This is a genomic window from Streptomyces sp. CNT372 (assembly GCF_000377145.1).
In genome coordinates this window covers 189,490-211,985 of sequence record NZ_KB897781.1, presented here as the reverse complement: position 1 = coordinate 211,985, position 22,496 = coordinate 189,490, and the positions used below count along the sequence as shown (strand labels likewise).

At 73.9% G+C, this 22,496-nt stretch carries 21 protein-coding genes and 1 pseudogene; 15 read left to right on the top strand and 7 right to left on the bottom strand.

Annotation, left to right across the window (positions count from 1 at the left end; all coding sequences use genetic code 11):
- Window positions 1-94: 94 nt before the first annotated feature.
- The 7 genes and pseudogenes from C593_RS0113825 to C593_RS0113795 form a co-directional block, all read left to right on the top strand.
- Entirely contained in the window at window positions 95-547 is a 453-nt protein-coding gene (locus C593_RS0113825; protein ID WP_199790033.1) for an indole-3-glycerol phosphate synthase, read from the top strand.
- A 264-nt stretch (window positions 548-811) separates the two neighbouring features.
- Window positions 812-2,218: a UDP-N-acetylmuramate--L-alanine ligase gene (murC, locus tag C593_RS0113820; protein WP_018847884.1), complete on the top strand. Its 1,407-nt coding sequence runs from the start codon at window positions 812-814 to the stop codon at window positions 2,216-2,218.
- On the top strand, window positions 2,218-2,625 hold the full coding sequence (msrB, locus tag C593_RS0113815; RefSeq protein ID WP_018847883.1) for a peptide-methionine (R)-S-oxide reductase MsrB: 408 nt from the start codon (window positions 2,218-2,220) through the stop codon (window positions 2,623-2,625). Before murC ends, msrB begins: the two co-directional genes overlap by 1 nt.
- An 8-nt stretch (window positions 2,626-2,633) precedes the next feature.
- Window positions 2,634-2,801, top strand: a complete 168-nt coding sequence (locus tag C593_RS0113810) for a hypothetical protein (protein WP_158686842.1) — start codon at window positions 2,634-2,636, stop codon at window positions 2,799-2,801.
- A 78-nt stretch (window positions 2,802-2,879) separates the two neighbouring features.
- Window positions 2,880-3,257 (top strand): type II toxin-antitoxin system RelE/ParE family toxin, encoded by a 378-nt coding sequence (locus C593_RS0113805; protein ID WP_018847881.1) that lies wholly within the window; start codon window positions 2,880-2,882, stop codon window positions 3,255-3,257.
- Window positions 3,254-3,592: an XRE family transcriptional regulator gene (locus C593_RS0113800; RefSeq protein WP_018847880.1), complete on the top strand. Its 339-nt coding sequence runs from the start codon at window positions 3,254-3,256 to the stop codon at window positions 3,590-3,592. Before C593_RS0113805 ends, C593_RS0113800 begins: the two co-directional genes overlap by 4 nt.
- A 112-nt stretch (window positions 3,593-3,704) precedes the next feature.
- A pseudogene (locus C593_RS0113795) lies at window positions 3,705-4,499 on the top strand (vWA domain-containing protein); the annotation flags it as partial.
- Window positions 4,500-4,501: 2 nt separating this feature from the next.
- On the opposite strand, the gene C593_RS0113790 reads toward C593_RS0113795, so the two are convergent.
- On the bottom strand, window positions 4,502-4,750 hold the full coding sequence (locus C593_RS0113790; protein WP_018847878.1) for a DUF397 domain-containing protein: 249 nt from the start codon (window positions 4,748-4,750) through the stop codon (window positions 4,502-4,504).
- A complete protein-coding gene (locus tag C593_RS0113785; RefSeq protein WP_018847877.1) occupies window positions 4,747-5,586 on the bottom strand; it encodes a Scr1 family TA system antitoxin-like transcriptional regulator in 840 nt (279 codons plus the stop codon). Before C593_RS0113785 ends, C593_RS0113790 begins: the two co-directional genes overlap by 4 nt.
- A 163-nt stretch (window positions 5,587-5,749) precedes the next feature.
- Between C593_RS0113785 and C593_RS0113780 the strand changes: the two genes are divergently transcribed.
- Together C593_RS0113780 and C593_RS0113775 are read left to right on the top strand one after the other, a co-directional pair.
- A complete protein-coding gene (locus C593_RS0113780; RefSeq protein ID WP_037745725.1) occupies window positions 5,750-6,235 on the top strand; it encodes an ATP-binding protein in 486 nt (161 codons plus the stop codon).
- A gap of 10 nt (window positions 6,236-6,245) precedes the next feature.
- Window positions 6,246-7,469 carry a lactonase family protein gene (locus C593_RS0113775; protein WP_018847875.1) on the top strand — a complete coding sequence of 408 codons (1,224 nt, stop codon included), beginning with the start codon at window positions 6,246-6,248 and terminating at the stop codon, window positions 7,467-7,469.
- Window positions 7,470-7,575: 106 nt separating this feature from the next.
- Here C593_RS0113775 and C593_RS0113770 read toward each other — a convergent pair whose 3' ends face one another.
- Window positions 7,576-7,968, bottom strand: a complete 393-nt coding sequence (locus C593_RS0113770) for a VOC family protein (RefSeq protein WP_018847874.1) — start codon at window positions 7,966-7,968, stop codon at window positions 7,576-7,578.
- A gap of 43 nt (window positions 7,969-8,011) precedes the next feature.
- Here C593_RS0113770 and C593_RS0113765 point away from each other — a divergent pair, with 43 nt between their 5' ends.
- The 3 genes from C593_RS0113765 (at window position 8,012) to C593_RS0113755 (ending at window position 11,068) form a co-directional block, all read left to right on the top strand.
- Window positions 8,012-8,668 (top strand): nucleoside/nucleotide kinase family protein, encoded by a 657-nt coding sequence (locus tag C593_RS0113765; RefSeq protein WP_037745720.1) that lies wholly within the window; start codon window positions 8,012-8,014, stop codon window positions 8,666-8,668.
- Between the two features lie 110 nt (window positions 8,669-8,778).
- Entirely contained in the window at window positions 8,779-9,747 is a 969-nt protein-coding gene (locus tag C593_RS0113760) for a hypothetical protein (RefSeq protein ID WP_018847872.1), read from the top strand.
- Window positions 9,748-9,895: 148 nt separating this feature from the next.
- Window positions 9,896-11,068 (top strand): aminopeptidase P family protein, encoded by a 1,173-nt coding sequence (locus tag C593_RS0113755; protein WP_018847871.1) that lies wholly within the window; start codon window positions 9,896-9,898, stop codon window positions 11,066-11,068.
- Window positions 11,069-11,178: 110 nt separating this feature from the next.
- On the opposite strand, the gene treZ is transcribed toward C593_RS0113755, so the two are convergent.
- Window positions 11,179-12,924 (bottom strand): malto-oligosyltrehalose trehalohydrolase, encoded by a 1,746-nt coding sequence (gene treZ / locus C593_RS0113750; RefSeq protein ID WP_026277669.1) that lies wholly within the window; start codon window positions 12,922-12,924, stop codon window positions 11,179-11,181.
- Between the two features lie 97 nt (window positions 12,925-13,021).
- Here treZ and C593_RS0113745 point away from each other — a divergent pair, with 97 nt between their 5' ends.
- On the top strand, window positions 13,022-14,440 hold the full coding sequence (locus tag C593_RS0113745; RefSeq protein ID WP_018847869.1) for a GH1 family beta-glucosidase: 1,419 nt from the start codon (window positions 13,022-13,024) through the stop codon (window positions 14,438-14,440).
- Between the two features lie 168 nt (window positions 14,441-14,608).
- Here the strand turns inward: C593_RS0113745 and C593_RS0113740 are convergent, their stop codons facing one another.
- A complete protein-coding gene (locus C593_RS0113740; protein ID WP_018847868.1) occupies window positions 14,609-15,505 on the bottom strand; it encodes a GNAT family N-acetyltransferase in 897 nt (298 codons plus the stop codon).
- Window positions 15,506-15,830: 325 nt separating this feature from the next.
- Between C593_RS0113740 and C593_RS0113735 the strand changes: the two genes are divergently transcribed.
- Window positions 15,831-16,379, top strand: coding sequence for an FHA domain-containing protein (locus C593_RS0113735; protein ID WP_018847867.1), 549 nt, complete (start codon window positions 15,831-15,833; stop codon window positions 16,377-16,379).
- Between the two features lie 149 nt (window positions 16,380-16,528).
- Complete coding sequence (locus tag C593_RS0113730; protein WP_018847866.1) at window positions 16,529-17,479, top strand: cytochrome P450; 951 nt, start codon at window positions 16,529-16,531, stop codon at window positions 17,477-17,479.
- Here the strand turns inward: C593_RS0113730 and treY are convergent.
- Window positions 17,436-19,907, bottom strand: a complete 2,472-nt coding sequence (treY, locus tag C593_RS0113725) for a malto-oligosyltrehalose synthase (RefSeq protein WP_018847865.1) — start codon at window positions 19,905-19,907, stop codon at window positions 17,436-17,438. The two genes, C593_RS0113730 and treY, sit on opposite strands and share 44 nt — an antisense overlap.
- 197 nt (window positions 19,908-20,104) lie before the next feature.
- Window positions 20,105-22,225, bottom strand: a complete 2,121-nt coding sequence (gene glgX, locus C593_RS0113720; RefSeq protein WP_018847864.1) for a glycogen debranching protein GlgX — start codon at window positions 22,223-22,225, stop codon at window positions 20,105-20,107.
- Window positions 22,226-22,496: the final 271 nt, after the last annotated feature.

The window sequence follows — 22,496 nt, the reverse complement described above, 5'->3', positions numbered from 1 at the left end:
CCGGAGGGGCACACTTGTCTCGCTGGCCCCGCCTGACCCGCGGGGAAGGATGGTTTCCGCAGAAGGGCTCCTGAACGTGTTCACAAGCGTACTGATGATCGAGAAGCCCCTGTCATCCGAAGACGTCGACTTCCTCACCACCCTCCACGGGGAGGAAGAGGTGGCCTTCGTCCTGCTGATGCAGCCCCGGGGCGACCAGGCGGACGTCCTGCTGCGCGCCATCGACGACGTGGCCCTCGGCGAGATCAAGGAAGCCGTGCGCGAGGGGGAGGAGCCGGAGGGCGACGAGGCCAAGGCCCCGGCGCACCGGGGTCTCGAACTCTCCCTGGCCGCGCTGAGGAAGGCGGGGGCGGAGGCGCGCGGCCAGGTCGTGGAGGACCATCCGCTGGACAGACTCAAGACCCTGGTGGAGGAGTCGGGCGCGGACGAGGTGATCGTCCTGACCGAGCCGCACTACGTGGAGGAGTTCTTCCACCGGGACTGGGCCTCCCGGGCCCGGCACAAGGTGGGGGTGCCGGTCCTGAAGCTCTTCGCGCACAGCGAGTAGCGGCGGCGGGGGTGGGCCCCCTCGACCGCGCGCCTCCCGGTTGTGCACCTCTCAGCGGCGCGCCTATCGGCCTGCGCCCCTCGGCCGTGCGCCCGCACCCGGGCACCGGGGCACCTGGGCCCGGGGTGCCGGGGCGGTCCGCCGGGGCCCATTAGGGTGGGCCCCGGCACCGCACGACCCGCCACGCACCCGCTCGTCCCGCACATCCGCGTACCGCGTACGTACTCGCGTACGCCGGTACCCGCACAGTCAGGAGGCCGCCACATGGCACCCGCCGTCCCCAGCGCCATGGAGCGCCCGCACTTCATCGGAATCGGCGGCGCCGGGATGTCGGGCATCGCGCGGATCCTGGCCCGGCGCGGGGCGAAGGTCGCGGGGAGTGACGCCAAGGAGTCGGCCGGCTCCGAGTCGCTGCGGGCCCTCGGCGTCACCGTGCACATCGGCCACGCGGCCGGGCACCTCGCGGACGACGCGAGCTGTGTGGTCGTCTCCAGCGCCATCCGCGCCGACAACCCCGAGCTGGCCCGCGCCGCCGAGCTGGGCGTCCCGGTGGTCCACCGCTCCGACGCGCTCGCCTCCCTGATGCACGGCCTGCGCCCGATCGCCGTCGCCGGCACCCACGGCAAGACGACCACCACCTCGATGCTCGCCGTGGCCCTCACCGAGCTGGGCCTCGACCCCTCCTACGCCATCGGCGGCGACCTCGCCGGGCCCGGCACCAACGCCCGCCACGGCGAGGGCGAGGTCTTCGTCGCGGAAGCGGACGAAAGCGACCGCAGCTTCCAGAAGTACGACCCCGAGGTCGCGATCGTCCTCAACGTGGAGCTGGACCACCACGCCAACTACGCCTCCATGGACGAGATCTACGAGTCCTTCGAGGCGTTCGCCGCCAAGATCGTGCCCGGCGGCGCCCTGGTCGTCGGCGAGCACGCCGGGGCGCGCGAGCTGGCCGCCCGGGTGTCCGCCCGGCCCGGCGGCCCGGCGGTCGTCACCGTCGGGGAGTCGGAGGACTCCGACGTGTGGATCCGCTCGATCACGCCCAAGGGCATGACCAGCGAGGTCACCGTGGTGCTGGACGGCGCCGAGCACACCTTCACCGTCTCGGTGCCCGGCCGCCACTACGCCCACAACGCGGCCGCCGCCCTCGCGGCGGGCGCGCGGGTCGGCATCGACCCGGCCGCCCTGGCGCGGGCGCTCACCGCGTACACCGGGGTCGGGCGGCGGCTCCAGCTCACGGGCGAGGCGGCCGGCGTCCAGGTCGTGGACTCCTACGCGCACCACCCCACCGAGATGACCGCCGACCTGGAGGCCATGCGCGGCGCGGCCGCCGGCTCCCGGCTGCTCGTCGTCTTCCAGCCGCACCTCTACTCCCGCACCCAGGAGCTGGCCACCGAGATGGGCGCGGCCCTCGCCCTGGCCGACGCCTCCGTCGTCCTGGACATCTACCCGGCCCGCGAGGACCCGATCCCCGGCGTCACCAGCGAGCTGATCACCGACGCGGCGCGGGCGGCGGGCGCGGACGTCACGCCCGTGCACGACAAGGCGGACGCCCCGGCCGTTGTCGCGGGAATGGCGAAGCCCGGTGATCTCGTTCTCACGATGGGCGCCGGAGACGTGACGGACCTCGGTCCGCTCGTCCTGGCCCACCTGTCGACCCGAGGGAGCGCGTGATGCCGTACGACGTCGAGAAGCCCGACGAGCAGTGGCGGGCCGAGCTGTCGCCCGCCGAGTACGCCGTACTGCGTCAGGCGGGCACCGAGCCCGCCTTCACCGGCGAGTACACCGACACCAAGACCCCCGGCGTCTACTCCTGCCGGGCCTGCGGGGCGGAGCTGTTCCGCTCGGACACCAAGTTCTCCTCCCACTGCGGCTGGCCGTCCTTCTACGACCCCAAGGACACCGACGCCGTCGAACTGGTCGAAGACCGCTCCCACGGCATGCTCCGCACCGAGGTCCGCTGCGCCCGCTGCGGCTCCCACCTCGGCCACGTCTTCGAGGGCGAGGGCTACCCGACCCCGACCGACCAGCGGTACTGCATCAACTCCGTCTCACTGCGCCTGGAGCCGGACGCGGAGTGAGGCGGCAGTTGACGCGAACCGGGGCACCGGCCGAGCCGTTCGCCCGCGTCGAAGCCATGACCGAGGCGGGGGCGATTGCCTCGGTGCCCAAGCAGCCTTCGTCGGTGAAGGATCTGACGCTACGGGAGCGGCTGGAGGTCGAGTACGCCCTCGGGCTCGTCTACGGGACGGCATGATCAGGCGCCTCGACCCGATCGAGTGATCCTCTCCCCACCCACGCGCCACGTGTTAACGCTTGCGTTAACTTCGTTGCCATGGCTCAATGGCAAGTAGTGCTCGTGAAGGAGGTCGCGGCTTGGTTTGAGGAGCTGGCCGAAGCGGACTGGGAGAGCGCCTGGCAGGTGGAGCAGGCCATTGACGCGCTGTCCTTGGTCGGCCCCGGACTGGGCCGACCGCTGGTGGACCGCATCAAGGGCGCCGAGCAGCACCACATGAAGGAGCTGCGGCCAGGGTCCGGTGGCAGGAGCGAGATCCGTATCCTCTTCGCCTTCGATCCGGTCCGGCGGGCGGTCCTCCTCGTCGCAGGTGACAAAGCGGGCAGCTGGACCGGCTGGTACGAGAAGAGCATTCCGCTCGCCGAGCAGCGCTATCGGGCGCACCTCGCCGAACTCGAAACGAGGGAGTACGAATGAGCACTGAGCGCTGGGAGGACGTCAGGCGACGGGTGCACGAGCGGCGGGCGGTGGCCGGTCTGCCCGTGCCCACCGCCGAGGAGAAGCAGGCGGCGATGGACCGGCTCATGGCCGAGGTCCGTGCCTACCGGCTCGCGGAGATCCGGCGCGAGCAGGCGCTCACGCAGAAGGACGTGGCCGAGTCCATGGGCGTCTCCGCGCCGAGGGTTTCCGCGATCGAGCACGGTGAGGCCGACCGAACCGAAGTCGCCACCCTGAGGTCGTACGTCGAAGCCCTGGGCGGGCGGCTGAGGGTGGTGGCCGACTTCGGAGACACGGAGTACACGCTCGCCTGAGCCTGCCGCGTACGGCACGGGGAGCGATCGCCCCACCGCACGCGCGGAAAATCGGCTGCGTGTGCGGGCCCGGTCCGCGAGAGGTCCTTCAGCTCCTGGTCGTGGAGGAGCCCCCGTGGAGGAGGTCTACGACCGGATCGCCACCGACCTGCGCCGCCACCGCCGCCTGGCCACCCTGCGCGGCAAGGGCGCGGGCGACATCCTCGGGGACGCGCTCCCGCACCCCTGCTCCCGCCCGTACACGGACCTGGACGAGTTCTACCGGCGCGGGCTCACGCAGGGCTTCGAACTGCACTGCGCCGGGGAACGCGGACTGCTCCCCGCCGGGCTGGTGCAGGAGATCCGCGCGCTCGCCCACCCGCCGGTGCCGTGGGACGCGCGCCTCGCCCGCTGGTTCGACGAATACGTGCCCCGGCCCGAGCCCGTCCGCTCCTACGCCCGCCCGGCCCGCCGCCAGGCGTCCACGCCCGACATCCCGCGCGCGGGCCGGTACTTCCCGGCCGAGGAGACCCCGCGCTGCACCTTCGGCGTCGTCCTGGACACCTCGGGCTCGATGAACGCGCGGCTCCTCGGCAAGGCGCTCGGCGCGATCGCCTCCTACGCGGAGGCCCGCGACGTGCCCGCCGCCCGGGTCGTCTTCTGCGACGCGGCCGCCCACGACGCCGGATACCTCCCGCCGACCGAGATCGCGGGCCGGGTCCGGGTACGCGGGCGGGGCGGAACGGTCCTCCAGCCGGGCGTCGACCTGCTCCAGCGCGCCCGGGACTTCCCGCCGGACGCGCCGGTGCTGGTCATCACCGACGGCTGGTGCGACGTGCTCCGCGTGCGCCGCGAACACGCCTACCTGGTGCCGCAGGGCGCGTCCCTGCCGTTCACACCGCGCGGCCCGGTCTTCCGCCTGACCTGAGGTCAGGCGCGGCGGGCCAGACCGACGAACGCGGTCCAGGCGTCGGGAGCGACAGTGAACTGCGGCCCGTCGACGACCTTGGAGTCCCGGACGTGGACGGTGTCGGGGCAGGCGGCGACCTCGACGCACGAGTCGCCGTCACCGCTGCTGTAAGTGGACTTGTGCCAGGACAGCGCCACCTCCACGCAGTCGTCGCCGGAGCCGCTGCTGTAACTGCTCTTGAACCAGGCCAGTTCGGTGGTGCCGCTCATGTCGCTCCTCGCATCTGCCGCAACAGGCCCAGGGATTCCTTCAGGGGAAGGGCCTGTGATCGCATCCTGGCATACCGCATCTGGAGCTGGCTGACCACTTTGGCTTCCGCGATGAGCTGCGCGCTCTTCTGCCCCTCGCTGTAGGCGAGCCGCTGGTGTTCCGGAGTCTCCAGGAGCTGGAGGGGGCCGCCCAGACCGGCGTGGCTGTCGCACACCAAGGGCATGATCTGGACCTCCACGTTGCGGAGTTGTGCCACCTCGATCAGATGGTCGAGCTGCTCACGGGTCAGCTCCGGACCTCCCAGCTGCCGTAGCAGCACATGCTCCTCGATGATGAAACTGTAGGACGTGTTCGGACGCTCGGTCAGCAGCGCCTGGCGCTCCAGTCGCTTGACCATGTTGGCGTCGATCTGCGCGTCGTCGAGGGGCGGTAACTGCTCCGTGAACAACCGCAAGGCGTACGCCTCGGTCTGGAGCAGCCCCGGCACGAGCCGGCACTCGTACGTGTACAGGCTCAGCGCCTTCGCCTCCAGCTCCGCCCACCGCCTGAACCAACTCGCCAGCCCCGGCTGCCGGGACAGGTGCTTCGCCGCGCCCCGGATCGCCCCGAAGGCGTCGAGTACCTCCTCCGCCCGCTCCACGAACGCGTCCGGCGGGAAGCGCCTGCCCTGCTCGATGGACGCGACCGTGGGCACCGAGTATCCCACCAGCGGTGCGAACTGCTCCTGTGTGAGCCCCGCCCGCTTCCGGAACGCCTGGACGACCGCCCCGAACGCCTTGAGGCTGTCCGAGGTCTCCGGCTCCCCGCTTCCGCCGCTGCTCGCCGATCCCGTCATGTACGGCCACCTCCCTTACCCGTTCCCTGAGTTGGGCAACGCCCGCGCCCGCCCCATCGTCACGGTCGGTGACTCCTACTGTCCACCCTCCGTACCCGTACGCCGACCGAGCGTACGGGTTCCTGATCTGGGGTCCGACGTGCGCGGACGCCAGGGTGGAGGCATGCATTCACCCGTAGCCCCGCAACTGCCGGGCACCGTACGTGTGTTCACCCAGCGTTTCAGCTCGACGCCGCTCGGGGCCCGGCTCGCCCGACGGCTCGCGGTCCACCAGCTCGACGCCTGGGACGCCGCCGCCTTCGGTTCCGACCTCTCCGCCACCGCCGCCGTCATCGTGGCGGAGCTGGCCGCGAACGCGGCCACCCACGGGCGCGTGCCCGGGCGCGACTTCGAGCTGCGGCTCACCCTCGGCCCGGACGTGCTGCGCATCGAGGTCTCCGACACGCGCGGGGAGCGCCGCCCGCCCGGCCCGGACGCCCTGGCCGTCCCGGACCCCCTGGACGGCGGCGGGCGGGGGCTGCTGCTTGTCGCCTCTCTGGCGGACCGCTGGGAGGTGCTGGACCGGGTGCCGGTGGGCAAGACCGTCCGCGCGGAGATCGGCCTCCGCCGGGCCCCGGCGGCCGAGCGCACGCCACCGCGCACCCTCTAGGGTCGGAGGCATGGGCACGGACCACGCCGCGCACACCGCCCGGCACGCGAACCGTAGGCGCTTCCTCACCGCCGCCTCGGGCGCCCTCGCGGGTGCCGCGCTCACCGCCTGCGGCGGAGGCGAGGGCGACGGCCCAAGCGGTTCCGGGGAGCGGGCGCGTGCCACGCCGACCGCCCCGGCGCCCGAGCCGGACGGCCCGCGCCCCCTGTACCTGGGCGCGTACACCTCGGTCGCGGGCGGCGGCGACGGCATCGGCGTCGCCGCGTACGAGTCGGCGGACGGCCGGATCGCCGCCGGCCGCACGGTCGGGGACGTCCCGGACCCGTCCTACCTCGCCGTCCACCCCGACGGCCGCACCCTCTACGCGGCGAACGAGCGCGAGGAGGGCGCGGTGACCGCCGTCCGCCTCGGCGACGGGGAAGCACCGCCCCGCGTCCTCGGCACCCGGCCGACCGGCGGGTCCGGCACCTGCCATCTCTCCGTGCACCCCTCCGGCCGCTGGCTGCTGAGCGCCGACTACGGCTCGGGCAGCGTCGCCGTGCACCCACTGGCCGCGGACGGGGCACCCGGCGCGGCCACCGACCGTGTGGTGCACGGCAGTCCGCGCCCCGGCCCGGGCCAGGACGGGCCGCACGCCCACCAGATCCTCACGGCCCCCGGCGGGCACGTCCTCGCCGTGGACCTCGGCACCGACACCGTCTACACCTACCGGCTGGACACCCGCGCGGGCACCCTCGCCGAGACCGCGCGCACCACCGTGCGGGCCGGTGCCGGGCCCCGGCATCTGACCTTCCATCCGTCCGGGCGGTACGCGTACCTGGCCAACGAACTCGACGACACCGTGCAGGTCTGTGCATACGACGCCCGCACCGGCCGCCTTCGCCCCGGCCGTCCCCAGCCGACCGGCAGCAGCGGCCCGGCCACCGCGTACCCGGCCAACCTCGCGGTGACCCCGGACGGCCGGTACGCGTACCTCGCCAACCGGGGGCCCGACGTCCTCACCCGGTACGCCGTGGAGGCGGGCGGGGCGCGGCTGCGGCTGGTGGACAGCGTGCCGGCCGGGGGCGCGTTCCCCCGTCAGATCGCGCTCTCGCCGTCCGGGCGGCTGCTCTTCGCGGCGAACCAGCGCTCCGGGACGGTGAGCGTCCACCACGTCGACCCGGAGTCGGGCGAACTGCGGCGCGCGGGGCGGGTGTTCGCGGCGCCGGGGGCGTCCTGCGCCCTGCCGCTCTGACCCGGGCGCCGGGGGCGCCCGGGGGTGTGGCGGGGAGGCCGGGTGCTACGCGCGGGGCTCCGGCGAGGGCTTGCAGCTCGGCCCGGAAGGCGTCGGCGGCCGGGTGCTACGCGCGGGGCTCCAGCAGGTCCCAGCGGTTGCCGTAGAGGTCCTCGAAGACCGCCACCGAGCCGTACACCTCGTGGCGCGGCTCCTCCAGGAAGCGGACGCCCGCCCCGGTCATCCGGGCGTGGTCGCGGGCGAAGTCGTCCGTGTGCAGGAAGAAGCCGACCCGGCCGCCTGTCTGCGCGCCCACCGCGCGCCGCTGGTCGTCGCCACAGGCGCGGGCGAGGAGGAGGCCGGTGCCCTGCGGGGAGCCGGGCGGGCGGACCACGACCCAGCGGGAGCCGTCGCCGCGGTCGGTGTCCTCGACCAGCTCGAAGCCGAGGGCGCGGGTGTAGAAGTCGAGGGCGTCGTCGTAGTCGTCGACGACCAGGGTGACGAGGGCGATGGAGGGCATACGGGCACGTTATACGTATCACTCGGATGCGACAATCACGGCCATGCCGACGACCCCGCTCCCGCTCCCGGACCCGACGTTGGACCCCCTGCCCCGGCTCCTCGCCCGGGCCCGTGCGCTGGCCGGCCCCGGGCAGCGGCGCATTCTCGGGATCGCGGGCGCGCCCGGCGCCGGGAAGTCCACCCTCGCCGCCCGCCTGGTCGCGGCCCTGGACGGCGGCGCGGTCCTGGTGCCCATGGACGGCTTCCACCTGGCCGGAAAGGAGCTGGACCGCCTCGGCCGCGCGGACCGCAAGGGCGCGCCGGACACCTTCGACGCCGCCGGGTACACCGCCCTCCTCGCCCGCCTGCGCGCCCCCGAGCCCGGCACCACCGTCTACGCGCCCGACTTCGACCGCGCCCTGGAGGAGCCCGTCGCCGGTGCGCTGCCCGTACCGCCGGAGATCCCCCTGGTGGTCACCGAGGGCAACTACCTCCTCCACGACGACGGCCACTGGGCCCGGGTGCGCCCCCTGCTGGACGAGGTCTGGTTCGTGCGCACCGAGGAGACCGAGCGGGTCCGGCGGCTCGTCGCGCGGCACATCCGGTACGGGAAGGAGCCCGCCCGCGCCGCACGCTGGGTCCGCGAGTCCGACGAGGCCAACGCCCGGCTGGTGGACGCGGGCCGCGGCCGGGCGGACCTGGTCGTGGACCTGCCCTGAGGGGACGGGCGCCGCCCCGGGCCGGCCCCATGATCGACCTGCCCCGACCGCCCCCGCGCGCCCCTCGGTAGGCTCGGAGTCGGAGACGAGGAAAGACGGAGGCGGTCGACGTGGGGTGGTTCCGGCGGGGGCCGAAGCGCGACGGGCAGGACGGACCCCGGGATGCCGAGTTCGCCTACTTCTCGGCCGCCGAGGGGGCACGTTTCCGGGGCCTGGTGCGCGAGCAGTTCGCCGAACACGGCCTGGAGGTGACCGTCTACGCGGACATGGTGACCGACAGCTCCGGGCGGCAGTTCGGCCTCGGCAACCTGGCCGCCGTCTGCCACAACGACGACCGCGGCCCGCGCGTCTGGCCCGAACTCGTCCACCGGCACATCGGGATGGTCCTGCGCACCATGGACGCCCCGTCCGCCCTGGACACCCTCCCCGCCGAGCAGATCCGCGCCCAGCTCTACCCGCGCGTGGTCGGCGCGGAAGGGCTCGACCCGGAGCACTTCGCCTACGCCCGGACCGTCGCCCCCGGGCTGTACGAGATCCTGGCGCTGGACCTCCCCGAGAGCGTCATGATGCTCACCGACGAGGCCCTGGCCCCTCTCGGTGACCTGCCCTACCTCCGTGAGCAGGCGTTCTACAACCTGCGCGGGCTCCCGGTGGAGGCGCACGAGACCATCCACGACGCCGAGGGGATGCGCTTCGAGGTCGTCCTCGGCGACTCCTTCTACACCGCGAGCCGGGTCCTGACCCTGGACGCGCTGGTCCGCCAGGTCACCGGGGAGGAGCTGGGCAAGGACGGGGCCCTGGTCGCGATGCCCTTCCGCCACCAGCTCGCCTTCCACGCCATCCGCGACACCGGCATGATCCGCGCCCTGAACGGCATGGCCGCCTTCGCCGCCGGGGGCTTCGAGGACACCCCCGGGGCGATCACCCCCTATGTGTACTGGTGGCGCGACGGAACGTTCACGCAGCTCAGCGACCGGGACGAGGAGGGCGGCGGGCTGAAGATCGTGGTCGACGGGGACTTCCAGGACCTGCTGGAGCGGCTGGTCGCGGAGGACGGCGACGGCCCCGGCCCCTTCTGACCCCGGCGCCGTCCGAGCCCGGCACGCCCCGGGACCGGCCCCGGGCCCGACGCGCACTCGCGCCCCGGCGCGGCACGGACGACCATGGCAGGCGGGGCGGGCCGGGCCCGGCGCGTACCCCGGTGACCGAGCAACCAGGGAGACCCGCATGACGAGCACCACCCCGCCGCCGCCGCCGTCGTCGTCGCCGTCCGCCGCCGACCGGCCCGGCCCGGAGCCGTTCACCGCCGAGGACTACCGGGTCCGGATGGACCGCGCCGCCGAGGCCGCCGCCGACGCCGGGCTGGACGGCGTCCTGGTCGCGCCCGGACCGGACCTGATCCACCTCACCGGCTACCTCCCGGTGCCCACCGAGCGCCTGACCGTGCTGGTGCTCCGCGCCGGCGAGGACCCGGTCCTCGTCGTCCCCACCCTGGAGGCGCCCGACGCCGCCGGGTCGGTCGGCGGGCCCGCGCTCAGCCTCCGCAACTGGACCGACGGCGCGGACCCCTACGCCACCGTCGCCCCGCTCCTCGGCGCCACCGGCCGCTTCGCGGTCAGCGACAACACCTGGGCCCTGCACCTGCTCGGTCTCCAGCAGGCCCTGCCGGACGCCTCGTACGTCTCCCTCACCGCCGCGCTGCCCATGCTCCGGGCCGTGAAGGACGCCCATGAACTCGCCCGTCTCGCGGCCGCCGGAGAAGCGGCGGACCGGGCGTACGGCGAGATCCTGACGGTGCGCTTCGCGGGCCGCCGGGAGTCCGAGGTCGCCGCCGACCTCGCCGCGCTCCTGCTGCGGTTCGGCCATTCCCAGGTGGACTTCACCGTCGTCGGCTCCGGCCCCAACGGCGCCAACCCCCACCACGAGGCCGGCGAACGCGTCATCGAGCACGGCGACACCGTGGTCCTCGACTTCGGCGGCCTCAAGGACGGCTACGGCTCCGACACCTCCCGGACCGTGCACGTGGGCGAGCCCTCGGCCGCCGAGCAGCACGTCCACGACGTGGTCCGGGAGGCGCAGCAGGCGGGCGTCGACGCGGTCCGGCCGGGCGCCGCCTGCCAGGACGTGGACCGCGCGGCCCGGGAGATCATCGAGGCGGCCGGGTACGGGGACCTGTTCATCCACCGCACCGGCCACGGCATCGGCGTCACCACCCATGAACCGCCGTACATGATCGAGGGCGAGGAGCAGCCGCTCGTGCCCGGGATGTGCTTCTCGGTGGAGCCGGGCATCTATCTGCCGGGGCGGTTCGGGGTCCGGATCGAGGACATCGTCACGGTGACCGAGGACGGCGCCCGGCGCTTCAACAACACCTCGCGGGAGATGGCGGTCGTCGAGTAGCGCCGGGGCCGGACGGTCGCGCCGGGCCGGTCACGTGTCACCGGTGGGCGGCGGTCGTCGAGCAGCGCCGGGCCGCCACGTGTCACCGGTGGGCGGAGGGCCGGTTCCGGTCAGGCGCTCGTGAGGACCACACAGCTCTCCGGGGAGAGGTGCAGCACCCCGTCGCCGTCCGGGGGCTGGACCTTGCCCCAGGCCGCCGCGATCCGGCCGCCGCCCCCGAGGGGGATCGCGGCCGGTTCCGGCCCCAGGTTCACCGCGACCCGGGTGTCGCCCCGGCGGTAGGCCAGCCACCTGCCCTGCTCGTCGAAGGCAACCTTCACCGCCGCGAGATCCGGGTCGGTGAGGTCCGGCAGGGTGCGGCGCAGCGCGATCAGCTCCCGGTACCAGGCCAGCAGGCCCGCGTGCGGCTCCCGTTCGCGTTCCGCCCGGTCCAGGCAGGACCGGTCGCGGGTGGCGGGGGACTGCGGGTCGGGGATCTGCTCCGCCTGCCAGCCGTGCTCCGCGAACTCCCGCCGCCGGCCCGCCCGTACGGCCTCCGCCAGCTCCGGGTCGGTGTGGTCGGTGAAGTACTGCCACGGGGTCCCGGCGCCCCACTCCTCGCCCATGAACAGCATCGGCGTGGCCGGGCCGGTGAGCACCAGGGTCGCCGCGCACGCCTGGAGACCGGGCGTGAGCGTGGCCGACAGGCGGTCGCCGAGGGCCCGGTTGCCGATCTGGTCGTGGGTCTGGGAGTAGGCGACGAACCGGTGCGCGGGTGTGGTCGCGGTGTTGACGGGCCGTCCGTGGGTGCGGCCCCGGAACGTCGAGTAGGTGCCGTCGTGGAAGAAGGCCCGGGTCAGGGTCTTGGCGAGGGCGGCCATCGGGGCGGTCGCGAAGTCGGCGTAGTAGCCCTGGGACTCGCCGGTCAGCGCGGTGTGCAGGGCATGGTGGAAGTCGTCGTTCCACTGGGCGTGCAGGCCGAGGCCGCCCTGGGTGCGGGGTGTCGTGGTGCGCGGGTCGCACAGGTCGGACTCGGCGATGAGGAAGAGCGGCCGCCCCAGGTCCGCCGCCAGTCCGTCCACCGCCGCCGCCAGTTCCTCCAGGAAGGTCAGCGCCCGGGTGTCGGCCAGCGCGTGGACAGCGTCCAGCCGCAGCCCGTCGAGCCGGTAGTCCCGCAGCCAGGCCAGCGCACTGCCCAGGAAGTACGCCCGGACCTCGTCCGAACCGGGGGCGTCGAGGTTGACCGCGGCGCCCCACGGGGTGTGGTGGGTCTCCGTGAAGTAGGGGCCGAAGACGGGGAGGTGGTTGCCCGCGGGGCCGAGGTGGTTGTGCACCACGTCCAGGATCACGCCGAGGCCGAGGCCGTGCGCCGTGTCGACGAATCGCTTCAGCGCCTCGGGGCCGCCGTACGGCTCGTGCACCGCCCAGGGCGCGACCCCGTCGTAGCCCCAGCCGTGGGTCCCGGGGAAGGGGCACAGCGGCATCAGTTCGACGTGGGTGACGCCCAGTCCGGCGAGTTCACCCAGGTGCTCGGCGGCGGCGTCGAGGGTGCCCGCCGGGGTGTACGTGCCGATGTGCAGCTCGTACAGGACCGCGCCGTTCAGCCCGCGCCCCGGCCAGTCGTGCCGCCAGGCGTACGCCCCCTGGTCGACGACCGCGCCCGGGCCGTCCGGGCCGTCGGGCAGGCGGCGGGAGCGCGGATCGGGCCGGACGGGGCCGCCGTCGACCGCGAAGCCGTACCGGGCGCCGTCCCCGGCCTCCGCCTCGGCCTCCCACCAGCCGGGCCTGCCCTGTGCCCGCTCCATCGCGAGCTCCTCGCCGTCCAGCCACAGCGTCACGTGCTCCTCGGCGTTCGGCGCCCACACCTCGAACAGCAGCACTCGCGTCCCCTCGTCGTCGGTCCCCTGCGTCCGGTCCATCCTGGCAAGTCCGGGGTCTTCAGGCGGGGTGCTTGGGCCATTAAGGTCACCGGGCATGCCGATGCCGCCCGCGTCCCTGCCGCCGTCCTCGTCCGCCGCACCCGGGTCCGCGCCACTGCCCGTCTTCCCGCCCGGCTTCCTGTGGGGAGCCTCCGCCTCCGCCTTCCAGACCGAGGGGGCCGCCGACGCGGACGGCAAGGGGCCCTCCGGCTGGGACGCCTTCGCCGCCGCGGGGCGCGTCCGGGGCGGCGCCGAGGCCGCGCGCGGCACCGGCTTCTACGAGCGCTACCGGGAGGACGTGGCCCTCCTCGCCGGGCTCGGTGTGGACGCCTTCCGCTTCTCGGTGAGCTGGCCCCGGGTGGTCCCCGGCGGCACCGGACCGGTCAACCCGCGCGGCCTGGACTTCTACGACCGCCTGGTGGACGAGCTGTGCGCGCACGGCATCACGCCCGCGCCGACCCTCTACCACTGGGACACGCCGCTGCCCCTGGACGAGGAGGGCGGCTGGCTGAACCGGGACACCGCACAGCGCTTCGCCGACTACACCGCCGTGGTCGCGGAACGGCTCGCGGACCGGGTCCCGCTGTGGATGACCCTCAACGAGCCCGCCGAGGTCACCCTCCTCGGATACGCCCTCGGGGAGCACGCCCCCGGCCGCACCCTCCTCTTCGACGCCCTGCCCGCCGCCCACCACCAGCTCCTCGCCCACGGCCTCGCGGCCCGGGCCCTGCGCGCCGCCGGGGCCGGGCGGGTGGGAATCGCCGTCTCCCACTCACCGGTGCGCGCGGCCGGGGACACGGAGGAGGACCGGTTCGCCGCCGGTCTGTACGACACCCTGACCAACCACCTGTTCGCGGACCCGCTGCTGACCGGCGCCTACCCGGACGAGTCGATCGCCGCCCTGATGCCCGGCCCGGTCGCCGACGACCTGGCCGTCATCGCCCAGCCCCTGGACTTCTACGGCGTGAACTACTACCACCCCATGCTGGTCGGCGCCCCGCGACCGGCCGCGCCGGACGCCCTGGACAGCTTCGGGGGCGTGGGGATGCCGGAGGGGCTGCCGTTCGGGCTCCGCGACATCCCGGGGACCGAGCGCACCGCCTTCGGCTGGCCCGTCGTGCCCGAGGGGCTGCGCGAACTCCTGCTGCTGCTGAAGGAGCGCTACGGGGACCGGCTGCCGCCCGTGCTGATCACCGAGAACGGCTGCTCGTACGACGGCCTGGACGACACCCGCCGGATCGCCTTCCTGGACGGGCATCTGCGCGCCCTGCACGCGGCGATCGCCGAAGGGGTGGACGTGCGCGGGTACTTCACCTGGTCGCTGACGGACAACATCGAGTGGGCCGAGGGCGCGGCGCAGCGCTTCGGGCTGGTACACGTCGACTACGAGACGCTGGCGCGCACCCCGAAGGCGTCGTACGGCTGGTACCGGGACGCCCTCGCGGCGCAGCGGGCGGCCCTGGGGACGGGGTGAGACGGGCGGGGGCACTCGTGGGGCGGTTCGGGCGGGGGCACTCGCGGGGCGTGACGGGCGGTTCGGGTGGCGTTCGGGCGGGGGCACTCGCGGGGCGTGACGGGCGGTTCGGGTGGCGTTCGGGCGGGCGGCGGGGGTGCGGGCCGCCCGCCCGGTGCCGGCGGGGCGTCAGCCGGTGGCGCCCGGAACGAAGTTGATCCGCTCCTTGACCACCGGGTGCCCCGCCTTCGCGAAGTTCGCCGCCATCGGCACGTTCCCCTGGTCGGTGGCGCCCGCCACGAACTCCGCACCGCGCTCGGCGAGGAAGCGCGTGCACTCCACCAGCAGGTCGTAGGCGTAGCCACGGCCGCGCTGTCCGGGCAGGACGCCGATGAAGCCGACGCACGGGCCGGACGGGTTGTGCGCCGGGATGTGGATGCCGGCGAACTCGCCCTCCGGGGTGTGCGCGACCTGCCACCACTCGCGCGGCGAGGGACACCAGTGGAAGAACTCCATCTCCTCCCGGGCCGCCTGCTCGACCCCGCCCTCCGCGACGGCCCGCAGGGCGTGGGCGTCGAGGGTGTCGGAGTGGATGCGCTTCAGCGCGTCGAAGAACACGGCGTCGTCCGGCTCGGACCGGAATCGCAGGCGGCCGGGCCGCTCGGGGAGGCCGTGGTCGGGGGTCCAGCGGTAGAGGTAGCGCTCGACGAGGAGTTCGTAGCCGGCGGCCTCCGCCGCGCGGATACGGGCCTCCCCGGCGGCACGGGCGACCGGGTCGTCCCGCCAGCCGGGCGGAAGGGTGAGTTCCAGTTCCACCTGGTGCGGGGCGGAGCGCAGCAGGGCGGCGCCGGCCTCCTCCTCGCCCTCGGCGACGTCGAACCAGTTGACGTTCACCGGGGTCGTGTCGTCGAGGCCGCCCCACCAGGCGCCGCGGGCCACGACCCGGCCGTCGCGCAGGGCGACCCGCTTCCACTCGGGTCGGTGGACCGTGCGCGCGTGCGAGACGGCCGTGCCGAGAGGGTCGGGCAGGGTGTCGAAAAGGTGCGCGTCGCTCGCGTCGAGCGCGCGGATGACCAGATCGGTCATGAGGGGAATCCTCCGGGAGTGAACTGCGGAGCGCTCCCGGTCAGCCGTCGAACGCCGGGCGGGCGGGAAGGGAGCGCGGGACAACTGCTGCGGTGTGCACGGCACTCGCCTCCTTCCGTCTCCGGGGCGTCCTCCAGGACTTCGTGATCACCGTAGACGTCCGGGCGCGGGTGGTCCAGGGGGTTTCCTGCCGCCCCCGGTCACCGGGCCGCCGGGGCGGATGAACCCGGTAACGCGCCCGTCGCGGCGAACCGTTTTGCCCGCGCGGTCCGGATCACCTGGCTGCTTCTGGACACCCCGGGCACTCCGGCCCGACAATTCGGATGTGACCTCGTCCTATGAACTGCCCTCCTACCCCGCCCGGGTCTCCGACGCGGAGCGCGAACGCGCCCTCGACGTGCTCAGGGAGGGCGCGGCCCAGGGCAGGCTGTCGCACGAGACCTTCGTGCACCGGATGGGTCTGGTGCTCGCCGCGCGGGTGCCCGAGGAACTGACGGCGGTCACCGCCGACCTCACCCCGGAGGGCGGCCTCTCCCGGCGGCTCTTCGGCTTCGTCGGCCGGATGTCGGCCTTCTCCGTGCGGATGCGGCGCGCCTGGCAGGCCGAGAAGCTGCCGCCGCTGCTCTTCCCGGAGCCCGGCCCCAGCCCGCTGCGCATCGGGCGGGACCCGGCGAACGGTCTGCGGCTCAGCCACGACTCGGTCTCCCGGCTGCACGCGGAGCTGAGCCGCCAGGGCCGTCTGTGGATCCTGCGCGACCTCGGCTCCACCAACGGCACCACGGTCAACGGGCGCCGGCTGACCGGTTCCATCGTCGTCCAGGACGGCGACATGGTCGGCTTCGGCAACATGCTCTTCCGCCTGACCGCCCGCTGACCGCCCGCTGACCGCTTCGGGGCGGGGTTCGGGGGCGGACCCGGGCCTCACCCGAACGGCCCACGGGGACTGCGCCCGGCGCGGCCCGGTGGTCGCCTGGATGCAGCCGTGCGCCACGAGGAGCCGCGGCCGTGACAGGGGAGCCACCGATGCACGCGGACACCGACCCCGGCCCCGAGGCCACCCCGCCCGGCCCCTCGGCCGTGCCACCCAGCCCCGTCTCCCATCGCACCGTGCTGCTGCCCGGCCTGCCCACCGGGAACGAGCACGAACTGTACGAGGGCTACCGCAGGCTCCGCGAGGACCATCCGCTGACCTACGACTCCTCGGTCGGGGCCTGGCTGGTCAGCCGCTACCGCGATGTGGCCACCGCCCTGACCGATCTGCGCTTCACCCACGGCAACCGGCCCGGGGACGCGGCCTGCGCCGACCACAGCGCGCCCGTGCCGCCCCATCTGCGCGAGGTCGTCAAGCGGACCGCCTACGTCCTCGCCCGGCGCATCGCCGGCCGGACGCAGGCCGACCTGGTGGACGAGTTCTGCCGCTGGCTGCCCTCCGGGTCGATGGGGGTGGGCGGCCGGAACGCCGGGCGGGCCCTGCTCGCCGGACGCTGCGTCTCCCAGGTCCCCGTCCGGGAGAAGGCCCTCGCCTCCTTCCTCGCCAATGTGCTGGACCACCCCGACCGGGTGGCCGCCCTGCGCGCCGAGCCCCGGCTGATCCAGCGGGCCTGGACGGAGTCCCTGCGGCGCGACCCGCCGGTGCTCGTGGTCATCCGCCGGACCTCCGCGACCGTGAAGCTCAGCGGCGGCACCCTGCCCGCGGGCGCCACCGTGGCCTGCCTGATCGGCGCCGCCGGCCGGGACCCGGAGCGCTTCCGGGACCCGGACCGGTTCGACATGCTCCGGGGCGACCCCGGGCAGCTCACCTACGGGCTGGGCGGCTGCCCGGCGGTCGGGCTCGCGGCGATGGAGGCGGAGTACGGGCTGCGGGCGCTCATGGAGGCCATGCCGCGGATGCGCTGGGCGGAGGGCTTCCGGCCCGTCTCCAGTGGTCTGATCACCCGCTCTCCGAAGTCGCTGCTGGTCCGTCCGCTCGGCTGAGCAGGGCCACCGGACGGGCGGCGAACAGCTCCGCCAGCGGCACGGGCTCCTCGCCGGTGAACTCCCGTGAGGGGTCCAGGAGATCCGTCCAGCGGCCCGGAGGCAGGGTGAGCTCCGTGTCCCGCCAGCCGCCCTCGCGGTCGAGACGGAGGGAGAGCCGGGTGACCGCGGTGACCACACGCCCGGACCGCTGGAAGGCCACGCAGTGGTCCGCCGCCGGGCCGGCCGCCGTGAGGGGGGCGTAGGAGCCGTCCGCGCCGAACACCTCCGGGTGTGCCCGGCGCAGCCGCAGCGCCGCCGCGGTGAGCGCCAGCTTCTCGGCGCCGAGTGCCACGTCCGGCCCGGCGCCCGCCCCGGGGGCCCGGTCCCGCGCACCACCGTCCTCCGCACCGTCCCCCGTCACGCTCTCCGCCCCGGGTTCGGGGTGCGGGGGCAGCGGGTCCGGGAGGGGCGGTCCGAAGCGGGCCGGGGCGCGGTTGTCCGGGTCGACCAGGGCCAGGAACTCCCGCTCCGAGCCCTGGTACACATCGGGGACGCCCGGCATCGTCAGATGGACCAGGGCCGCGCCCAGGACGTTCGCCCGGACGAACGGGGCGAGTTCCGCGACCAGTTCGGCGACGGACCGGCGCGCGGCCCCCGCCGGGCCCGCCCCGACGAACGCCGACACCGCCTTCTCGTACGCCGCGTCCCCCTCCGTCCAGCTGGTGCGGACGCCCGACTCGCGGGCCGCCTTCAGCAGGGCGCCCTCCAGCCGGTCCGCGTCCGGCAGGCCCAGGCCGACCGCGGTCTGCCAGGCGACCCACGCGAGCTGGGCGTCGGGGGCGGCCGCCGCCTGCCCGGGGAGCGACTCCAGGAAGCGGACCCAGCGCTCCGGTGTCTCGCTCAGCACCGCGATCCGCGCCCGGACGTCCGCGCTGCGCTTGGTGTCATGGGTGGTCAGGACCGTGCCGGTGTCCGCCCAGTCGCGCGCCAGCCGGGCGCAGAACCGGTGGAAGGCGGCCGGGGCCACCGCCGGGTCGCCCGGGTCCCCGCCGACCTCGTTCGCCGAGATCAGCGGTGCGTACCGGTAGAAGGCGGTGTCCTCCACGGCCTTGGCACGCAGGGCGGAGGCGGTCTGCGCGAACCGGGCCCGGAAGCGGCGGTGGTCGGTGCCGTCCCCGAGGCGCCCGAGGGCCAGGTCGCGCACCGTGTCGACGGCCGCTGCCTCCTCGGCGACGGTGAAGGTCTCCCGGGCGGCCTGTGCCGCCTCCTCCGGCAGGGCCGCCTCCGGGTCCGCCGGGTACGGGCGGTAGACCGGCACCCGCACCAGCAGCTCGCGCAGCGCGGTGCGCAGCGCCCAGGGGGCGGTGTCCCGCAGGGCGGGGGAGCCGGCGCAGATCCGTTCGGCGAGCCGCACCAGGGTGGCGGTCTCGGCGGCCAGTTCGTGCGTCACCACCTCGTACGCCGCGCGGCGCACGGTGGACTCCCAGTGGCCGCCGAGGCCGTCCTCGGTGCCGGTGGCCTCCCGGTACGCCCCGGCGAGGCGGCGCAGACCGGCCGGGTCGGTGAAGAGGCCGTCGACGCGGTGGAGGGCGTCGTATCCGGTGGTCCCGGCGACGGGCCAGCCGGCGGGCAGGTGCTCGGGCCCGGTGAGGATCTTCTCCACGACGATCCAGCAGTCGTCGCCCGCGGCCTCGTGGAGCCGGCGCAGATAGCCCTCGGGGTCGGCCACGCCGTCCGGGTGGTCCACCCGCAGGCCCTCGACGACGCCCTCGCGCACCAGCTGGAGGATCTTGGCGTGTGTCGCGTCGAAGACGGCCGGGTCCTCGACGCGGACGCCGATGAGGTCGGAGACGGTGAAGAAGCGGCGGTAGTTCAGCTCGGTGCGGGCCAGGCGCCACCAGGCGAGGCGGTACCACTGGGCGTCGAGCAGCTCGGGCAGCGGCAGGTGCTCGGTGGACTCCCGCAGGGGGAAGCGCTGCTCGCCGTGGACCAGTTCGCCGCCCTCGGTCCGCAGGCTGCCCAGTTCCTCGCCGATCGGCGCCGGCAGGACGGGCAGCAGGACCTTGCCGTCCCCCGCGTCCCAGTCGATGTCGAACCAGCGGGCGAAGGGGGAGTGGGGGCCCTCGCGCAGGACCTCCCACAGGGCCCGGTTGTGGCGGGGGGCCGCCGCCATGTGGTTCGGCACGATGTCCAGCACCAGGCCCAGGCCGTGGTCCCGGGCCGTCCGGGAGAGGGCGCGCAGGCCCGCCTCCCCGCCGAGTTCCGCCCGGACGAGGCCGTGGTCGACGACGTCGTACCCGTGGGTCGAGCCGGGGACCGCCTCCAGCACCGGGGACAGGTGCAGATGCGAGACGCCGAGCGCCGCGAGGTACGGGACCGCCGCCTCGGCGGACGCGAAGGTGAACTCCGGCTGCAACTGGAGCCGGTAGGTGGCCGTGGGTGTCATGCGAACATACGTACCCGCCGTGAACCCGTCCGTGCGGTGCTGACCGGCCGTTCGGCATATCGAGTGATCGTCGTCCGGCGGGGAACTTTTCCGGTCCACCGCCCCGGCGGGTGTGCGGCGGGCCCGGACGGCCGCGTTCCGGCCGTCCGGGCCCCGCACCCCCGGCGGTCAGGCCGTCCGGGCCCCGCACCCGGCGGTCAGGCCGGCCGGCGCAGCACCGTCATGCTCCGTCCCACCAGCCGCAGCCGTTCCCCGGCGGCGAGGGTCTTGCCCTGCCCCGGCGGCACGCCCTTGGCGAGCGCGGTGTCGACGACGACCTGCCACTCCTCGCCGTGGTCGACCGGAACCGTGAAGTCCAGTTCCTCCCCGCTCGCGTTGAACATCAGCAGGAAGGAGTCGTCCGAGATCCGCTCGCCGCGCGGGCCCGGCTCGGAGATGGCATGCCCGTTGAGGAACACCGACAGGGCCTTGGCGTGCGCGGCCTGCCAGTCGCGCGGCGCCATCTCCTCGCCGTGCGGGGTGAACCAGGCGATGTCGGTCAGCTCGTCGTGGGTGCCCTCCACCGGGCGGCCGTGGAAGAAGCGCCGCCGCCGGAAGACCGGGTGGTCGCGCCGCAGCCACACCATCGTCTTGGTGAAGGCGAGCAGCGAGCCCTCCTCGTCCTCGCCGGGATCGGGCCAGTGCACCCAGGCGATCTGGTTGTCCTGGCAGTAGGCGTTGTTGTTGCCGCCCTGGGTACGGGCGAACTCGTCGCCGTGGCTGAGCATCGGCACACCCTGGGAGAGCATCAGGGTCGCGATGAAGTTCCGCATCTGGCGCTCGCGCAGCTCCTGCACCCCGGGGTCGTCGGTCGGGCCCTCGGCGCCGCAGTTCCAGGAGCGGTTGTGGCTCTCGCCGTCGCGGTTGTTCTCCCCGTTGGCCTCGTTGTGCTTGCTGTTGTAGGAGACCAGGTCGTGCAGGGTGAAGCCGTCGTGGCAGGTGGTGAAGTTGATGGAGGCCAGGGGTCTGCGGCCGTCGTCCTGGTAGAGGTCCGAGGAGCCGGTGAGCCGGGACGCGAACTCGGCCAGGGTGCGCGGCTCACCGCGCCACAGGTCCCGCACACAGTCCCGGTACTTGCCGTTCCACTCGGTCCACAGCGGCGGGAAGTTGCCCACCTGGTAGCCGCCCTCGCCCACGTCCCACGGTTCGGCGATCAGCTTCACCTGGCTGACCACCGGGTCCTGCTGGACCAGGTCGAAGAACGAGGAGAGCCGGTCCACCTCGTGGAACTGGCGTGCGAGGGTCGCCGCGAGGTCGAAGCGGAAGCCGTCGACGTGCATCTCGGTGACCCAGTACCGCAGCGAGTCCATGATCAGCTGGAGGACGTGCGGGCTGCGCATCAGCAGGGAGTTGCCGGTGCCCGTGGTGTCCATGTAGTAGCGCCGGTCGTCGGTCAGCCGGTAGTAGGACTCGTTGTCCAGGCCCCGGAAGGAGAGCGTCGGGCCCAGGTGGTTGCCCTCGGCGGTGTGGTTGTAGACCACGTCGAGGATGACCTCGATGCCCGCCCGGTGCAGCGCCTTCACCGCCTGCTTGAACTCCAGCACCTGCTCGCCCCGGTCGCCCCAGGAGGCGTAGCCGTTGTGCGGGGCGAAGAAGCCGATGGTGTTGTAGCCCCAGTAGTTGTTCAGCCCGGCGTCGACCAGGCGGTGGTCGTTGACGAACTGGTGCACCGGCATCAGCTCGATCGCGGTCACGCCCAGCTCGGTCAGGTGCGAGATCACCGACGGGTGGGCGAGGCCCGCGTAGGTGCCCCGCAGCTCCGGCGGCAGGTCCGGGTGGAGCATCGTCAGGCCCTTGACGTGGGCCTCGTAGATGACCGTCCGGTGGTAGTCGGTGCGCGGGGGGCGGTCGTCACCCCAGTCGAAGTACGGATTCACCACGACCGACGACATGGTGTGCGGCGCCGAGTCGAGGTCGTTGCGGGAGTCGGGGCGGCCGAAGTGGTAGCCGTACACCGACTCGTTCCAGTCGACCGAGCCGCTGATCGCCCGTGCGTAGGGGTCGAGGAGGAGCTTGGCGGAGTTGCAGCGCTGCCCGCGCTCGGGGGCGTACGGGCCGTGGACCCGGTAGCCGTAGCGCTGACCGGGCATCACGCCCGGCAGATACGCGTGGCGGACGAACGCGTCGGTCTCGCGCAGCTCGACCGCCGTCTCCGAACCGTCGTCGTGGAGCAGGCACAGCTCGATGCGCCGTGCCGCCTCCGAGTGCACTGCGAAGTTGGTGCCGGCGCCGTCGTACGTGGCGCCGAGGGGATACGCCTGTCCCGGCCAGACCTGCATAGATTCGACTCTTCCATTTCTGATCCGGGGAACGGGGGACTCTCGGCCAAGATCCTCCCCCAGATCGGGGCAAGCTCCTAGGACCTTCGTCATTCCGGTCACCCGGGTCAACCTCGTGTGCCGCCGTGTCGCCGTGCGCGCGGGCGCACGCCCGCGAGGCGGCCGACCGCCGGCGCGGACCGGCGCCAGGGGCCTGACGTCTATGAATCCGCTCACCCCAGAAGAGGTGCCCACTCGGAACGGTCTTCACAATCAACGGAGTTGAGAAACA

Bases quoted from the DNA above. Each gene is read 5' to 3' on its own strand.
- C593_RS0113825 (WP_199790033.1), top strand. From the start codon at position 95: ATGATCGAGAAGCCCCTGTCATCCGAAGACGTCGACTTCCTCACCACC.
- murC (WP_018847884.1), top strand. From the start codon at position 812: ATGGCACCCGCCGTCCCCAGCGCCATGGAGCGCCCGCACTTCATCGGA.
- msrB (WP_018847883.1), top strand. From the start codon at position 2,218: ATGCCGTACGACGTCGAGAAGCCCGACGAGCAGTGGCGGGCCGAGCTG.
- C593_RS0113805 (WP_018847881.1), top strand. From the start codon at position 2,880: ATGGCTCAATGGCAAGTAGTGCTCGTGAAGGAGGTCGCGGCTTGGTTT.
- C593_RS0113800 (WP_018847880.1), top strand. From the start codon at position 3,254: ATGAGCACTGAGCGCTGGGAGGACGTCAGGCGACGGGTGCACGAGCGG.
- C593_RS0113790 (WP_018847878.1), bottom strand. From the start codon at position 4,750: ATGAGCGGCACCACCGAACTGGCCTGGTTCAAGAGCAGTTACAGCAGC.
- C593_RS0113785 (WP_018847877.1), bottom strand. From the start codon at position 5,586: ATGACGGGATCGGCGAGCAGCGGCGGAAGCGGGGAGCCGGAGACCTCG.
- C593_RS0113780 (WP_037745725.1), top strand. From the start codon at position 5,750: ATGCATTCACCCGTAGCCCCGCAACTGCCGGGCACCGTACGTGTGTTC.
- C593_RS0113775 (WP_018847875.1), top strand. From the start codon at position 6,246: ATGGGCACGGACCACGCCGCGCACACCGCCCGGCACGCGAACCGTAGG.
- C593_RS0113770 (WP_018847874.1), bottom strand. From the start codon at position 7,968: ATGCCCTCCATCGCCCTCGTCACCCTGGTCGTCGACGACTACGACGAC.
- C593_RS0113765 (WP_037745720.1), top strand. From the start codon at position 8,012: ATGCCGACGACCCCGCTCCCGCTCCCGGACCCGACGTTGGACCCCCTG.
- C593_RS0113755 (WP_018847871.1), top strand. From the start codon at position 9,896: ATGACGAGCACCACCCCGCCGCCGCCGCCGTCGTCGTCGCCGTCCGCC.
- C593_RS0113745 (WP_018847869.1), top strand. From the start codon at position 13,022: ATGCCGATGCCGCCCGCGTCCCTGCCGCCGTCCTCGTCCGCCGCACCC.
- C593_RS0113740 (WP_018847868.1), bottom strand. From the start codon at position 15,505: ATGACCGATCTGGTCATCCGCGCGCTCGACGCGAGCGACGCGCACCTT.
- C593_RS0113730 (WP_018847866.1), top strand. From the start codon at position 16,529: ATGCACGCGGACACCGACCCCGGCCCCGAGGCCACCCCGCCCGGCCCC.
- treY (WP_018847865.1), bottom strand. From the start codon at position 19,907: ATGACACCCACGGCCACCTACCGGCTCCAGTTGCAGCCGGAGTTCACC.
- glgX (WP_018847864.1), bottom strand. From the start codon at position 22,225: ATGCAGGTCTGGCCGGGACAGGCGTATCCCCTCGGCGCCACGTACGAC.